Here is a 14,075-nt window from a genome sequence, read left to right on the forward strand (position 1 = left end):
ATCTCAACACGCGTTCTCTCCCCAGGGCACCGCCACCGCCCGCTCCGCGTCGTCACTCGGCGGCGCAGCGGGCGGTGTGGTTGAAGGCGCTTCGCTTGGCCTCACTCCGCCGCGCCGCGCCCTACGGCCTTGATTCTCGAGGCCGAGGGTGGGGCGTGCGGTAGTCAGCCGCGGAGGAGCTGTTGGCCGCCGTCGATGTCGAAGGTCGCGCCGGTCAGTGCGGGGTTCAGCATGAGGTGGAGGGCTAGCGAGGCGACGTCGTCGGGGCCGACGACGCGGCGGATCGGCAGCGTCGTCCGGAGCTCGTCGCGGCGGGCTTCGAGGTCGTTGCCGAGCAGCGATGCGGACAGCGGCGTGTCGACGAACCCGGCCGCGATCAGGTTCACGCGGATGGGCGCGACCTCCAGTGCGAGGTTGGCGATGAGGCTTGGCAGCGCGTTGGTCACGGCGCCGACGAGCCCCAACCCGAGACCGGGGCGCTTGCCGCCGGTCCCGCCCATGAACACGAGCGTGCCGCCGTTGCGCACGCGGCCGATCGCGTTCTGGGCGACGACGATCGTCTGCAGCAGGTGCTCGCTGAGCGCCCTGCGCGCCGCCTCCGGCTCGGCGTCGGCGATGTTGGTGTACGTGGGCGCGCCCGCGGTCACCATGATGTGGTCGAGCGCGTCGATCGACTGCAGGAACGCGCGCAGCGCGTCCGGGTCGGTCGCGTCGAAGGCCTCGGCGCGCGTGGCGCCGAGCTCCTGCGCCGCCGCGTCGAGCCGCTCCGGGTTGCGAGCGGCGAGGATGACCTCGGCGCCCGCGGCCCGCGCCTGCTGCGCGGTCGCGAGGCCGATGCCGGCAGAACCGCCGACGACCAGGACGGTCTGACCGGCGAGTGGGGTGGGGTCGATGGGCATGGTCTGCGCAGCATCCTCCTTCGCACGCCCCGTGGCGAGTAGCGTGCGCACCATGAGCGACGGACGGCTGCTGTCGGTCAACGTCGGGCTTCCGCGCGACATCGCGTGGGAGGGCGAGACCGTGCGCACCGCGATCTGGAAGGAGCCGGTCGACGGGCCGCGGATGGTGCGCCGGATCAACGTCGACGGCGACGACCAGGCCGATCGCAAGGGCCACGGGGGAGAGCACCGGGCGGTGTTCGTCTACCAGATCGAGGCCTACAACTACTGGCAGGAGCAGCTCGGGCGCGACGACTTCACCTACGGCCAGTTCGGAGAGAACTTCACGATCGAGGGATCGGCGTTCGCCGACGATGCCGTCTGCATCGGCGACCGCTGGCGCATCGGCAAGGCCCTCTTCGAGGTCACCCAACCGCGCGTCACCTGCTTCCGCCTCGGCATCCGCATGAACGTCCCCGAGATGGCCGCGCTCGTCGTCGCCCACCACCGCCCCGGCTTCTACCTGCGCGTCATCGAAGAGGGCGAGGTCCAGGCGGGCGACATCATCAACAAGGTCGCCGACGGCCCGGAGCGCCTGACGGTCGCCGACGTCGACGCGCTCCTCTACCTCCCGCACCGCTCGCGCGAGAAGCTCCAGCGCGCGCTGCGCATCCCCGCCCTCAGCGAGGGCTGGAAGGGCAGCTTCCGCGACCTCCTCGCCGGCGCTGTCGGCGCCGCGACGAGCACACCCGCGACCCCGCCCGCCTGGGCCGGGTTCGCCCCGCTCAAGGTCACCGCCACGACCCGCGAGAGCGACACCATCATGTCGTTCACCTTCGCCGGCGACGCCCCGGACGCGCGCGCCGGGCAGTACCTCACCGTCCGCGTCCGGCCCGACGGCCCGGACGGCCCCGCGCTCGTCCGCAGCTACTCGCTCTCCGCACCGCCCGGCGCCAGCACCGGCACGCTGCGCATCAGCGTCAAGCGCGACGGCGTCGTCAGCCGCTACCTCCACGACCACGTCAGGCCCGGCGACACGATCGACGTCGCCGCGCCCCGCGGCGTCTTCACGCTGCGCACCGACGCGCCCGAGCGCCCGATCGTCCTCCTCTCCGCCGGCGTCGGCGCGACCCCCGTCCTGGCGATGCTCGCCCAGCTCGCCCACGACCAGACGACGCGCCCCGTCTGGTGGGTCCACGGCGCCCGCAACGCGCGCGAGCGCGCCTTCGCGCAGGAGACGATGGACCTCCTCACCCGCCTTCCCGCAGCCCACCACCTCATCGCCTACAGCGCGCCCGAGACGACGACGCAAGGCAATGGCTATGACATCACCGGCCACCTCGACGGCCAGGCCCTCGAACGCGCCCAAGTCCCCCTCGACGCCGACTTCTACCTCTGCGGCCCTGCGCCGTTCATGAAGGCCTTGAGCGCCGCGCTCGTCGCCCGCGGCGTCACGCCCGACCGGATCGCCACCGAGACCTTCGGCGACATCGCGGTCTCCCGCACCGGCATCGTCGAGGGCGTCCACCACCCGCCGCACGCGCCCGACGGCCCGCCCGGCACCGGCCCGCTGGTCACCTTCGCGCGCAGCGGCGTCTCCGTGCCCTACGACGCCGACCGCTTCCCCAACCTGCTCGAGCTTGCCGAGGCCTGCGAGGTCCCGATGCCCTACAGCTGCCGCACCGGCGTCTGCCACACCTGCGCGACCGGCGTCCTCGACGGCGACGTCAGCTACCGCCCGGAACCCCTGGAGCGCCCCGAGGCCGGCGTCGTCCTGCCCTGCTGCGCACGCCCGACGACGCCGATCACCCTCGACGTCTAGGCGGCCGCGCCCGCAGGCGGCACCAGCACGTCGGCCAGCCCGAACGTCCCCGTGCGGGACGGCAGCGTCGGCTGCCAGTCGGGCTCCAGCGAGCGGAACGACTCCGGGTCGGCGTCGATGATCCCGACCAGCACCTCGCCGACGATGCGGCCGCCGACCGGGCCGAGCCGATCGCCGTCGTGCAGCGCCGCCGCCTCCTGCAGGATGTAGAACCACAGCGGCGTCTCGCCGGACCAGCCTCGCGCCCGCAGGCCGACCTGGTCCTCGCTCAGCACCTCCACGCCCAGCCGCCGCGCCACCGCCTCGCCCGAAGCAAGGCCTACAGCTTGCCCGCGCTGCAGGTCGCGCGTGGCCAGCGACGCGTAGTCGTCGCCCGGCTCGGCCCCGCTGACCTGCGTCGGCAGCGCGATCAGCGGCCCCGGCAGCCGCGAGTCGATCCGCTTGGACCGCTGCGCCGGAGCATGGCCGTCGACGTCGATCATCAGCGTCCAGTCCAGCGCGTGCTCGGGCGGCACCGGGCCGAAGCCCATCAGGTCCGGGAACACCGGGACCGGCCCGAACCCGGCGTTGACCATGTACCTGTCGCGGATCTGCGCGTGCCCGTAGCGGTAGGCGGCGTCGGCGAACTCGAACGGGATCGACGGCTCGCGGTCCAGCCGGTACAGCCGCGGCCCGACGGCCAGCAGCTCGGCGGTCAGCCGCGCCCCGATCAGCGACGGCAGGAACTCGCGCAGGATCACGTGCTGGTAGTGCCACGTCGTCGCCCGCCGCGCCTCGTCGAACACGGCGGCTTCATCCACATCATCTTCCCGCAGCCGGTCGACCACGATGTTGTGCAACCGCGCGAAGGCCACCAACAACTGGTTGGTGAACAGCTGGACGTCGTTGCGCGGGTCACCGATCAGCGCGATCCCCTGCCGGTTGCGCGGCACGTCGCACCCGGACTCCGACAACAACAACTTGGCCGGGTCCGCGAAGTCATACAGGTACGGCATCCCGACCGGGCCGCCGCCGTACATGCCCTCCAGGTCGGCCTTCGGCTGCCGCGCGTTGCGCAGCAGCGCCCGCTCGGCGCGGTGCGTCAGCGGCGAGCGGTCGGCCGTGATGTCGTGCGCGACGAACTGCCCGAAGAACGGCCACACCGCCGCCACCGACGCGTCCGGGTTGTCGACCGACCCGAGGTCGCACGGCCCGCCCGGCGCGCCGAGCAGGTGCAGCGCCGCCTCGTCGGCGACCAACGGCTCCAGGTCCTCGAACAGCGTCCGGTAGCGCCCGCCGTGCAGCGGCGCGTCGACGCGCTCGGGCGCCAGGCAGTGGTCACGGGCGGCGGGATGGCTCACGGTCATGATGATGTCCTTGCTGTCCGTCATAGCACTACGGAGACGCCACGCGCAACTGCCACGCGAAGCGCTCGTGGTCGATCAGACGCCGCACGGCGATCGGATCGGCGAGCACGGGCGCGGCGTCCGGCAGCACGGTCAGCTCGGCGCGGGCGAGGTCGAGCCGCGCGACGGGAGCGTCGCGCGACTCGGCATGCAGATGCAGCACCTCGCCCATGGCTCAGGCCGTCCCGAGCGCCTCGCGCAGCGACGCGATCGCCTGCGCGACCGCCACCCGCGTCCCGTGCGTGGCCGCCAGCGGGTTGAGCATCATGAAGTCGTGGATGATGCCGTCCACCCGCAGCGCGGTCACCGCGACGCCCGCGCCCCGCAGCCGCGCGGCGTACGCCTCGCCCTCGTCGCGCAGCACGTCGGCCTCGTCGACCATCAACAACGCCGGCGGCAGCTTCGACAACGCCTCATCCGAAGCCGCGAACGGCGAGCAGAACGGCTCGGCCCGCATCGCCGCGTCCGGCGCGTACTGGTCCCAGAACCACGCCATCGCCGCCGCCGTCAGGTAGTAGCCCTGCGCGAACTGCGCGTAGGACGCCGTCGCCTGCCCCGCGTCGGTCACCGGGTAGTACATCGACTGGTGCACGAACGTCACGTCGCCGCGGTCGGCGGCCATCAGCGTCAGCGCCGCGGTCATGCAGCCGCCGACGCTGTCGCCCGCGACCGCCATCCGGGACGCGTCGAGCCCGTGGGCGCGGCCCTCGCGCACGATCCATCGCGCGGTCGCGTAGCCCTGCTCGATCGCGACCGGGTAGCGCGCCTCGGGCGAGCGGTCGTACTCGACGAACGCCAGCGCCGCGCCGGTCCCGACGACCAGCTCGCGCACGAGCCGGTCGTGCGTGTCGGCGTTGCCGATCACCCAGCCGCCGCCGTGCATGTACAGGATCACCGGCAGCTCGCGCTCGACGCCGACCGGCCGGACGATCCGGACCCGGACGTCACCGACCGCCGCCGGCACCGTGACCCAGTGGTCGTCGACCGGCAGCTTGTCGATCGGCGCCGCCTGCACGTCGTCCAGGACGGCGCGCGCGCCCTCCGGGCCGAGCTCGTACAGGAACGGCGGCCTGGCCGTGGCGTCGCAGAACGCCTGCGCCTCGGGCTCCAGGACCACCGGAGCCGTCGTCGTCGCGGTGGCGGCCATCACGCCGCCGCCCCGACCAGCGCGGCCGCCTCGAGGATCACGCGCGCCGTCTCCTGCGGCTGCGAGACCGCCACCGCGTGCGACGCGCCCGCGATCTCCACGACGTCGCGCGCGCCCGCGCGCTCGGCCAGCGACCGCTGCAGCGCCGCCGGGATGTTGCGGTCCTCGGCGCCGATGACGAAGAACGACGGCGTCGAGCGCCACAGCGGCCGCGGGCCGGACTGCTCCTCCAGCGCGGCGGCCGCGACCGGGCGCTGCGTGGCGGCCATGAACCCGGCCTGCGCCGCGGGCAGGTCGGCGCAGAACTGGTCGTGGAACCTGTCGTGGGCGATCACGAGGTCGGCCGACCCGTCGGCGTGGGGGATCGGCGTGACCGCGTCGCCGAGCGTCGAGCCCGGGAAGCGCTGCGACAGCTCGATCGCGCTCTCGTCCGCCTCGGGCGCGAACGCGGCGACGTAGACGAGCGCGGCGATGTCGCCGGCGTCGTTGGCGACGTTGGTGATGACGGCGCCGCCGTAGGAGTGGCCGACGAGCACGACCGGCCCGTCGATGGTCCGGACGACGTCGGACACGGAGGCCGCGTCGGCGGCAACGCCGCGCAGCGGGTTGGCCGCCGCGACGACGGGATGGCCCGCGGCGTGCAGCTGCTGGGCGACGCCGGCCCAGCTGGCCGACTCGGCGAACGCGCCGTGGACGAGGACGATGGTGGGAGGCACGAGGCCCTTCCTTCCGGGAGTTGATGGGGTTGATCGATCCCCACGATCCACCCGCCCGGCCGCCATCGCCTCGGGGACGGTCCCCAGTCCGGTCCCCAGGGCCCGCACCGGGGACTGGGGTGCTGCCTGGGGCGCACACGGATGCGGCTCGGGACGGGCCTGTTCAGGATCGGCGCTGCCTCATGCACCTACTCCCCGGATCCCCTTCCCCGACGACGCTGCGCGGCCGCGATCGCGAGCTCGCCGTCCTCGACGGCCTGATCACCCGCGCCCGCGGCGGCGCGTCGAGCGCGCTGGTCGTCGCCGGCGACGCCGGGGTCGGCAAGACCGCGCTGCTGGACCGCGCCGCCGAGCACGCCGCGCCGCGCGTCCGGGTCGTCCGGATGGTCGCCTCGGAGTCCGAGATGGGCCTGCCCTACGCGGGTCTGCAGCTGTTGTGCGGGTCCTTGATGGACGTCGCCGACCGCCTGCCCGCCGCCCAGAGCGAGGCGCTCGAAGCCGCCTTCGGCCTGCGCGACGCGCAGGCCGCGCCCAACCCGTTCCTGGTCGGCCTCGCGGTCCTCGGCCTGCTCGGCGCCGCCGCGCGCACGGCCGGCGCCGTCCTGGTCCTGGCCGACGACGCCCAGTGGCTGGACGACGTCTCGGCCCGCGCGCTGGCCTTCGCCGCCCGGCGCCTGGACGAGGACCGCGGCGTCGCGCTGGTGCTGGCGATGCGCGCGGTCGACGAGCGCTTCGCCGACCTCCCGCAGCTCGTCGTCGTAGGCCTACAAGATGACGACGCGCGCGAGCTGCTGCGCCTCGCGCTGCCCGGCGCGATCGACGGCCGCGTCCGCGACCAGCTCCTGGCCGAGGCCGACGGCAACCCGCTCGCGCTGCAGGAGCTGCCGCGCGCGCTGAGCCCGGACCAGCTCGCCGGCGGCTACGCGCTCGCCGCGTCGATGCCGCTGCAGCACCGCATCGAGGAGTCGCTGCTCGCACGCCTGCAGCCGCTGCCCGAGCCGACCCGGACGCTCCTGCTCGTCGCCGCCGCCGACCCGACCGGCGATCCCGATCTGCTGTGGCGCGCGTGCGCCGTGCTCGGGATCGCGCCCGAGCACCAGGACGCCGCGGTGCGCGCGGGCGCGCTGGTGACCGGCGCGCGCGTCGGCTTCCGCCACCCGCTCGTGCGCTCCGCCGTCTACCGCGCCGCGACCCCGGAGGACCGCCGCCGCGCGCACGCCGCGCTGGCCGAGGCGACCGACCCCGACCGCGACCCGGACCGCCGCGCCTGGCACCGCGCCGCCGCGACGCTGCGCCCCGACGAGCCGGTCGCCGCGGCGCTGGAGGCCTCCGCGGCGCGCGCCCGGACGCGCGGCGGCGTCGCCGCGGCCGCCGCGTTCCTGACCCGCGCCGCCGAGCTGACGCCCGCCGCGCCGCGCCGCGCGCAGCGCCTGATCGACGCCGCCGGGGCCAAGCACGACGCGGGCGCGCCCGCCGCCGCGCTGCGGCTGCTGGACTCCGCGCGCGACCACCCGCTCAGCCCGCTGCAGCAGGCGCGGATCGCCCGGCTGCGCGCCCGCGCCCAGTACGCGCTGCACCGCGACCGTGCCGCGCTGCGCGCGCTGCTGGCCGCGGCGCAGGACCTCGCGCCGCTGGACCCGGTCCTGGCGCGCGACACCTACATGGAGGCCCTGGCCGCCATCGCCTACGCGGGCCGGCTCGCCGATCCGGGAGTTGTTGATGATGTCGCTCAGGCGATCCTCACGGCGACCAAGGACGATGACTCGCCCCGCGCGCGCGACCTGATCCTGCGCGGTCAGGCGCTGCTCGTCGCGCAGGGAACGGCGGCCGCCCGGCCGACGCTGCGCCGCGCCTTCCACGCGTTCCTGACCCAGGAGCCCGACGCGCTGGAGCTGCGCTGGATGTGGTTCGGCGGCCGCGCGGCGATGGACGTCTACGACGTCGAGGAGTGGCGGACGCTGACGCGCCGCCAGGTCGCGCTCGCGCGCGCCGCCGGCGTGCTGTCGGTGCTGCCGATGGCGCTCAACCTGCAGATGGTCGTCCACGTCTTCAACGGCGACCTGGACGCGGCCGAGGCGACGTGCGACGAGATCGACGCGATCCTCGAGGTCACCGGCCATCCGCTGCCGCGCTACGGCCGCATCTACGTCGCCGCCTACCGCGGCCAGCTCGCCGAGGTCGAGCGCGCCGCCGCCGAGATCCGCGCCGACGCCGAGGTGCGCGGCGAGGGCTACGGGCTGACCGCGGCGAACTTCTCGCTCGCGCTGGCCTACAACGGGGTCGGCCGCTACGCCGACGCCATCGAGGCCGCCCGCCGCGAGCTGCCCTACGAGCGCGAGCTGCACCACGCGATGCGCGCGCTGCTGGAGCTGATCGAGGCCGCGGTGCGGGCCGGCGAGCGCCCGCTGGCCGAGGAGGCGCTCGCGCGCTTCCGGACCGTCACCGAGCCCGCCGACACCGAGTGGTCGCGGGCGATGCTCGCCTACGCGAGCGCGCAGCTGGCCGACGACGAGCAGGCCGAAGTGCTGTATGAACAGGCGATCGCCGGCTTCGACGCGGTCCGCGTCCCGATGCTGCGCGGCCGCGCGCAGCTGCTCTACGGCGAGATGCTGCGCCGCCGTCATCGCCGCGTCGACGCCCGCGCGCAGCTGCGCCCCGCCTACGAGACGCTGTCGGCGTGCGGGATGAACGCGTTCGCCCAGCGCGCCGCGCGCGAGCTGGCCGCGACCGGCGAGACGCTGCGCGCCCGCGCCCCGGACGGCGCCGACCGGCTGACCGACCAGGAGCGCAACGTCGCCCAGCTGGCCCGTGAGGGGCTCACGAACCGCGACATCGGCGCACGGTTGTTCATCAGCTCGCGCACCGCCGAGTACCACCTGCGCAAGGTGTACGTGAAGCTCGGGATCGGCTCGCGCGAGGAGCTCAGGACCGCGCTGGAGGAGGTCGCATGACGCTCGCTCCCCTGCAGGAACATGGTGGTCTTCGCGGCCGCGACCGCGAGCTGGCCGAGTTGGAGGCCTTGGTCACGCGCGCCCGGACCGGGACCAGCGGCGCGCTGGTCGTCTCCGGCGCGGCCGGGATCGGCAAGACCGCACTGCTCGACCGACTTGTAGGTCTTGCCGCGCCGCAGGTCAGGGTCCAGCGCATGGTCGCCTCCGAGCCCGAGGGCGAGCTGGCCTACGCGGGCCTGCAGCAGTTGTGCGGGCACATGCTCGGCGCCGCCGCGCACCTGCCGCCGCCGCAGGCCGCGGCGCTGGAGGCCGCGTTCGGCCTGCGCTCCGGCGCGCCGTCGCCGTTCCTGGTGGGGTTGGCCGTGCTCGGCCTGCTGACCGAGGCGGCCGGCGACCGCGCGTTGTTGGTGGTCATCGACGACGCGCAGTGGCTGGACGTCGCCTCGGCGCGCGCGGTCGCGGTCGCGGCGCGGCGGCTGGAGGCCGAGGGCGTCGCGATCGTCCTGGCGATGCGCACGGTCGGGCCGGACTTCGCCGACCTGCCGCAGCTCGCGCTCGAGGGGCTCGGCAACGACGACGCCCGCGCGTTGCTGGCGCTGGCGGTCCCGGGCACGATCGACCGGCGCGTGCGCGACCAGCTGATCGCCGAGGCCGGAGGCAACCCCATGGCCTTGCAGGAGCTGCCGCGCGCGCTGAGCCCGGCGGAGATCGCGGGCGGCTACGCGCTGGCCGCGTCGCTGCCGCTGGAGCACCGGATCGAGGCGTCGCTGCTGGCCCAGCTCGCGCCGCTGCCGGAGCGCACGCGCCTGCTGCTCCTGCTCGCCGCGGCCGACCCGACCGGCGACCCGCGGCTGCTGTGGCGCGCGAGCGCGCTGCTCGGGCTCGGGCCCGCCGACGTGGACGCCGCCGAGCAGGCGGGCGCGCTGACGGTCGGGACGCGCGTCGGCTTCCGCCACTCGCTCGTGCGCAGCGCGGTCTACCGCGCCGCGAGCGCCGAGGACCGCCGCCGCGCGCACGCCGCGCTGGCCGAGGCGACCGAGCCCGGGCGCGACCCGGACCGCCGCGCCTGGCACCGCGCGGCCGCGACGCTGCTGCCCGACGAGGACGTCGCCGCCGACCTGGAGCGCTCGGCCCGTCGCGCCCGCGAGCGCGGCGGCGTCGCCGCCGCGGCCGCGTTCCTGACCCGCGCGGCCGAGCTGTCGCCGGATCCGGGCCGGCTGGCGCGGCGCCTGATCGCGGCGGCCGAGGCCAAGCACGACGCGGGCGCGCAGGACGCGGCGCTCGGGCTCCTGGACGCCGCGGGCGACCTGCCGCTCAGCGCGCTCCAGCAGGCCCAGGTCGTACGCCTGCGCGCGCGCTCGGAGTATGAGCTGCACCGCGACCGCTCCGGCCCGCGGCGGCTGCTGGCCGCAGCGCAGGGTCTGGAGGGCCTCGACGACACGCTCGCGCGCGACACCTACATCGAGGCGCTGGCCGCCGCGCTCTACGCGGGCCGGCTCGGGGACGCGGGCGTTGTGCATGATGTCGCTCGCGCGATCCTGGAGGCGACCGAGGACGATGACTCGGACCGCGCCCGCGACCTGATCCTGCGCGGCCAGGCGCTGCTCGCCGTCGAAGGCCGCGCCGCGGCGCTGCCGACCCTGCGCCGCGCGCTGCGTGCGTTCCGCGACAACGAGCCCGACGACCTCGAGCTGCGCTGGATGTGGTTCGGCTGCCAGGCCGCGCGCGACCTGCTCGACGACGACGACCTCCGGGCGCTCGCCGCACGCCAGGTCGAGCTGGCGCGCGCCGAGGGCGTCCTGACCGTCCTGCCGATCGCGCTGAACTTCCAGATGGCCGCGCTGCTGCTCGACGGGCGCCTGGACCGCTTCGCCGCGATCTGCGACGAGGTCGACGCGATCCAGTCGGTCACCGCCAGCCCGCTGCCGCCCTACGGCCGGATCATCGGCGCCGCGTTCCGGGGCCGGGTCGAGGAGGTGCAGGCCCGCGCCGAGCGCTTCCTCCCCGACGCGCAGGCGCGCGGCGAGGGCAACGCGCTGGCCGCCGTCCACTACGCGCAGGCCGTGGTCTGCAACGGCGCAGGGCGCTTCGCCGACGCGGTCGCCAGCGCGCGCCGCGACCTCGCCTACACGCACGAGGCGAGCTTCAGCGCGCGGGCGCTGCCCGAGCTGGTCGAGGCCGCGGTCCGGACCGGCGACCACGCGCTGGCCGCCGAGGCGCTGGAGCACCTGACGCGCGTGACCGAGCCCGAGGGCGACGCCTGGGCGCGCGGCGTGACCGCGTGTGCGCGTGCGCAGGTCAGCGACGACTTGGAGGAGGCCGAGCTGCTGCACCGCGCGGCGATCGACCACTTCGCGCGCGGCCGGATGCCGCTGCTGGAGGGCCGCGCGCGCCTGGTCTACGGCGAGCGCCTGCGCGCGGCGGGCGACGACACGCGCGCCGAGGACGCGCGCGAGCAGCTCCGGGCCGCGCACGCGCTGCTGGACGCCTGCGGCGCCGCGGGCTTCGCCCAGCGCGCCGCGCGCGAGCTGGCCGGGACGGGGGAGACGCTGCGCGTCCGCGCGCCCGAAGCCATCGCTAACCTGACCGATCAGGAGCTCAACGTCGCGCGACTGGCTCGCGAGGGGCTGACCAACCGCGACATCGGCGCGCGCCTGTTCATCTCGGCCCGCACCGCCGAGTACCACCTGCGCAAGGTGTTCGTGAAGCTCGGGCTGTCCTCGCGCGCGGAGCTGAAGACCGCGCTGGCCGAGCTCGACTAGGCACCACTGGGGACCGGACTGGGCACCGGCCCGGACGAGATCGGGCGATCGCGGCGGGAGAGTGGGACCCATGACCACCACCAACGACATCCGGCCGCTGGACGTCGGCGAGGAGCTCGCCGAGGTCACCGGCGGCGGCCTGCGGATCGCGGAGCTCATGCTGCTCGGCGTCTTCGGCCTCATCCTCTGCCCGCCGCTGCTGATCCTCGCGGTGATCGTGGCGGTGCCCACGATCGCGATCGGGGCGGTCGTCGCGGCGGTCGCCGCCGCGATCGCCGGTCCCACGTTCCTGGTCCGCAAGGCGCGGGCGCACCATCGCGCGCATCACGGCGCGACGCTGTTCCTGCACCGCCTGCTTCCGCACCGGGCGGCGTGACCACCGCGACCCCTCACCTGCGCCCGCGCGGAGCGGGCATCGGCGCGCAGCCGGTGACGACCGTCGAGCTGTTCTTCGACCTCGTCTACGTCTTCGCGGTCACCCAGCTGTCGCACCTGATCCTCGGCGACCCCACGGCCGCCGGGGTCGGGCGCGCAGCGTTGTTGTTGTTGATCGTCTGGTGGGCGTGGATCTACACGACGTGGATGGTCAACTGGTTCGACCCGGCCTCGCCGCAGGTCCGGGGCGTCCTGACCGGCGTGATGCTCGCGAGCCTGCTGATGGCCGCGGCGCTGCCGGGCGCGTTCGGCGACGACGGCTGGCTGTTCGCCGCTGCCTACGTCGTCCTGCAGGTCGGTCGCAACGCCGCGGCGGCGTCGCTGCTGTCGCGCGACCACGCGCTGCGCGACGTCTTCGAGCGGCTCGTCGGCTGGAGCGCCGCGTCGGGCGCGCTGTGGCTCGCGGGCGCCGCGCTGCCCGGCGACCGCCGCCTGCTGCTGTGGGCCCCGGCCGTCCTGCTCGACCTCTGCGCGCCGTTCGCCGGCTACTGGCTGCCGGGCCGCGGGCGCGGGACGACGAGCGACTGGGACATCGAGGGCGGCCACTTCACCGAGCGCTGCGAGGCGTTCATCATCATCGCGCTGGGCGAGTCGATCGTCGTCACCGGCGCGACCGCCGCAGCGGCGGGGCTCGACGCGCGGACCGTGCTCGCGCTCGCCCTGGCGTTCGTCGAGACCGCGGCGTTGTGGTGGGTCTACTTCGGCCTGATCGCTGACGGCTCGCACGAGGTGATGCGGCGCTGCGCCGACCCCGGGCGGCTGGCGCGCGACGCCTACACCTACCTCCACGTCCCGATCATCGCCGGGATCATCGGCGTCGCGGTCGCCGACGACCTCCTGATCTCCCACCCGCACGAGCTGACGTCGCGCTTCGGCCTCGCGATGGCGCTCGGCGGCCCTGCCCTCTACCTGCTCGGCGGCGCGCTGTTCCGTGCGCGGCTGCTGGGCGTCCATCCAAGCAAGCAACCCCTACAAGAAGGAACGACATCATGAAGATCGTGGTCATCGGCGGCAGCGGCAGGATCGGCTCCAACGTCGTGCGGCGCCTCGTGGCGCTCGGGCACGACCCGGTCCCGGCCTCGCCCTCGACGGGCGTGGACACCATCACCGGTGAGGGTCTCGACGAGGTCATGCAGGGCGCCGACGCCGTCATCGACGTCGCCAACGCGCCGGTCTGGGAGGACGACGCGGTTCGCGACTTCTTCGTCACCTCGTCGCGCAACCTGCTCGCCGCGGAGAAGAAGGCGGGCGTGAAGCACCACCTGGCGGTCTCGATCGTCGGCTGCGACCTGCTCCCGGACTCCGGCTACCTGCGCGCGAAGGTCGCCCAGGAGGCCGAGATCACCAAGGACTCGACCACGTACACCATCTTGCGGTGCACGCAGTTCTTCGAGTTCCTCGGCCAGATCACCGAGGCCGGGGCCGACGGCGACACGGTGCGGCTGCCGACCGGGCTGATGCAGCTCGTCGCCGCCGACGACGTCGCCGCGACCGTCACCGAGCTGGTGCTCGGCGCGCCGGCCGGGCTCGTCGAGCTCGGTGGCCCGGAGGCGCTCGGCGTCGACGCGTGGGCGCGGCGGCTGTTCGCGGCGACCGGGGACCAGCGCGAGGTCATCGGCGACCCCGACGCCGAGTACTTCGGGACGCTGCTGCGCGGCGGCGAGCTGACGCCGGGCGAGGGCGCCCGGATCGGCAAGCTCGGCTTCGACGCGTGGTGGGCGCGCGAGATGGATCCGGAGCGCGCGTCATGACCAAGGTGATGGTCATCGTCACGGGCCCCGAGGAGGCCTACGACGACGAGGCCGAGCTGTGGTGCGCCAACGAGCTGCTGGGCGTCACGGTCCTCCACGACGGAAGGCTGCACCTGCGGATCGACCCGCGCGCCGACGGCGAGCCGTGGCTGGCCGACGTCGAGACGCTCGCCAGCTCGCTGGCCGAGGCGCAGGAGCGCCTCGCGAAGTACTGACCCCACCGACAAG

General features: G+C 74.8%; 12 protein-coding genes. 7 read left to right on the forward strand and 5 right to left on the reverse strand.

Features of this window, described 5'->3' with window-relative positions; genetic code table 11:
• Positions 1-164: 164 nt before the first annotated feature.
• Positions 165-899: an SDR family oxidoreductase gene (locus tag H030_RS0112100; protein ID WP_027006298.1), complete on the reverse strand. Its 735-nt coding sequence runs from the start codon at positions 897-899 to the stop codon at positions 165-167.
• A 52-nt stretch (positions 900-951) separates the two neighbouring features.
• Between H030_RS0112100 and H030_RS0112105 the strand changes: the two genes are divergently transcribed.
• Positions 952-2,700 carry an MOSC and FAD-binding oxidoreductase domain-containing protein gene (locus tag H030_RS0112105; RefSeq protein ID WP_027006299.1) on the forward strand — a complete coding sequence of 583 codons (1,749 nt, stop codon included), beginning with the start codon at positions 952-954 and terminating at the stop codon, positions 2,698-2,700.
• On the opposite strand, the gene H030_RS0112110 is transcribed toward H030_RS0112105, so the two are convergent.
• Genes H030_RS0112110 through H030_RS0112125 form a run of 4 tightly spaced genes read right to left on the reverse strand, consistent with a single transcriptional unit; the run spans position 2,697 to position 5,948 of the window.
• The gene (locus H030_RS0112110; protein ID WP_027006300.1) at positions 2,697-4,070 is read right to left on the reverse strand and encodes a peroxidase family protein; all 1,374 of its coding nucleotides are present in this window, start codon (positions 4,068-4,070) and stop codon (positions 2,697-2,699) included. The genes H030_RS0112105 and H030_RS0112110 overlap by 4 nt on opposite strands.
• A gap of 4 nt (positions 4,071-4,074) precedes the next feature.
• Complete coding sequence (locus H030_RS0112115) at positions 4,075-4,257, reverse strand: hypothetical protein (RefSeq protein WP_027006301.1); 183 nt, start codon at positions 4,255-4,257, stop codon at positions 4,075-4,077.
• A gap of 3 nt (positions 4,258-4,260) precedes the next feature.
• Complete coding sequence (locus H030_RS0112120) at positions 4,261-5,232, reverse strand: alpha/beta hydrolase (protein ID WP_027006302.1); 972 nt, start codon at positions 5,230-5,232, stop codon at positions 4,261-4,263.
• Entirely contained in the window at positions 5,232-5,948 is a 717-nt protein-coding gene (locus H030_RS0112125; RefSeq protein ID WP_155891990.1) for an alpha/beta fold hydrolase, read from the reverse strand. Before H030_RS0112125 ends, H030_RS0112120 begins: the two co-directional genes overlap by 1 nt.
• A 182-nt stretch (positions 5,949-6,130) precedes the next feature.
• Here H030_RS0112125 and H030_RS0112130 point away from each other — a divergent pair, with 182 nt between their 5' ends.
• The 6 genes from H030_RS0112130 to H030_RS0112155 all read left to right on the forward strand — a co-directional run bounded on the left by H030_RS0112130 (position 6,131) and on the right by H030_RS0112155 (position 14,062).
• Positions 6,131-8,899: an ATP-binding protein gene (locus tag H030_RS0112130; protein WP_027006304.1), complete on the forward strand. Its 2,769-nt coding sequence runs from the start codon at positions 6,131-6,133 to the stop codon at positions 8,897-8,899.
• Entirely contained in the window at positions 8,896-11,661 is a 2,766-nt protein-coding gene (locus H030_RS0112135) for an AAA family ATPase (protein WP_027006305.1), read from the forward strand. Before H030_RS0112130 ends, H030_RS0112135 begins: the two co-directional genes overlap by 4 nt.
• Positions 11,662-11,731: 70 nt before the next feature.
• A complete protein-coding gene (locus H030_RS39690; protein ID WP_027006306.1) occupies positions 11,732-12,037 on the forward strand; it encodes a hypothetical protein in 306 nt (101 codons plus the stop codon).
• Positions 12,034-13,089, forward strand: coding sequence for a low temperature requirement protein A (locus H030_RS31560; protein ID WP_051222403.1), 1,056 nt, complete (start codon positions 12,034-12,036; stop codon positions 13,087-13,089). The genes H030_RS39690 and H030_RS31560 overlap by 4 nt, the downstream gene beginning before the upstream one ends.
• Positions 13,086-13,847 carry an SDR family oxidoreductase gene (locus H030_RS0112150; protein ID WP_027006307.1) on the forward strand — a complete coding sequence of 254 codons (762 nt, stop codon included), beginning with the start codon at positions 13,086-13,088 and terminating at the stop codon, positions 13,845-13,847. Before H030_RS31560 ends, H030_RS0112150 begins: the two co-directional genes overlap by 4 nt.
• The gene (locus tag H030_RS0112155) at positions 13,844-14,062 is read left to right on the forward strand and encodes a hypothetical protein (RefSeq protein WP_027006308.1); all 219 of its coding nucleotides are present in this window, start codon (positions 13,844-13,846) and stop codon (positions 14,060-14,062) included. The genes H030_RS0112150 and H030_RS0112155 overlap by 4 nt, the downstream gene beginning before the upstream one ends.
• The last annotated feature ends 13 nt before the right edge of the window (positions 14,063-14,075 follow it).

It is taken from the genome of Conexibacter woesei Iso977N (assembly GCF_000424625.1).
GTDB classification, from domain to species: domain Bacteria; phylum Actinomycetota; class Thermoleophilia; order Solirubrobacterales; family Solirubrobacteraceae; genus Baekduia; species Baekduia woesei_A.

Bases quoted from the DNA above. Each gene is read 5' to 3' on its own strand.
- H030_RS0112100 (WP_027006298.1), bottom strand. From the start codon at position 899: ATGCCCATCGACCCCACCCCACTCGCCGGTCAGACCGTCCTGGTCGTC.
- H030_RS0112105 (WP_027006299.1), top strand. From the start codon at position 952: ATGAGCGACGGACGGCTGCTGTCGGTCAACGTCGGGCTTCCGCGCGAC.
- H030_RS0112110 (WP_027006300.1), bottom strand. From the start codon at position 4,070: ATGACGGACAGCAAGGACATCATCATGACCGTGAGCCATCCCGCCGCC.
- H030_RS0112115 (WP_027006301.1), bottom strand. From the start codon at position 4,257: ATGGGCGAGGTGCTGCATCTGCATGCCGAGTCGCGCGACGCTCCCGTC.
- H030_RS0112120 (WP_027006302.1), bottom strand. From the start codon at position 5,232: ATGGCCGCCACCGCGACGACGACGGCTCCGGTGGTCCTGGAGCCCGAG.
- H030_RS0112130 (WP_027006304.1), top strand. From the start codon at position 6,131: ATGCACCTACTCCCCGGATCCCCTTCCCCGACGACGCTGCGCGGCCGC.
- H030_RS0112135 (WP_027006305.1), top strand. From the start codon at position 8,896: ATGACGCTCGCTCCCCTGCAGGAACATGGTGGTCTTCGCGGCCGCGAC.
- H030_RS39690 (WP_027006306.1), top strand. From the start codon at position 11,732: ATGACCACCACCAACGACATCCGGCCGCTGGACGTCGGCGAGGAGCTC.
- H030_RS0112150 (WP_027006307.1), top strand. From the start codon at position 13,086: ATGAAGATCGTGGTCATCGGCGGCAGCGGCAGGATCGGCTCCAACGTC.
- H030_RS0112155 (WP_027006308.1), top strand. From the start codon at position 13,844: ATGACCAAGGTGATGGTCATCGTCACGGGCCCCGAGGAGGCCTACGAC.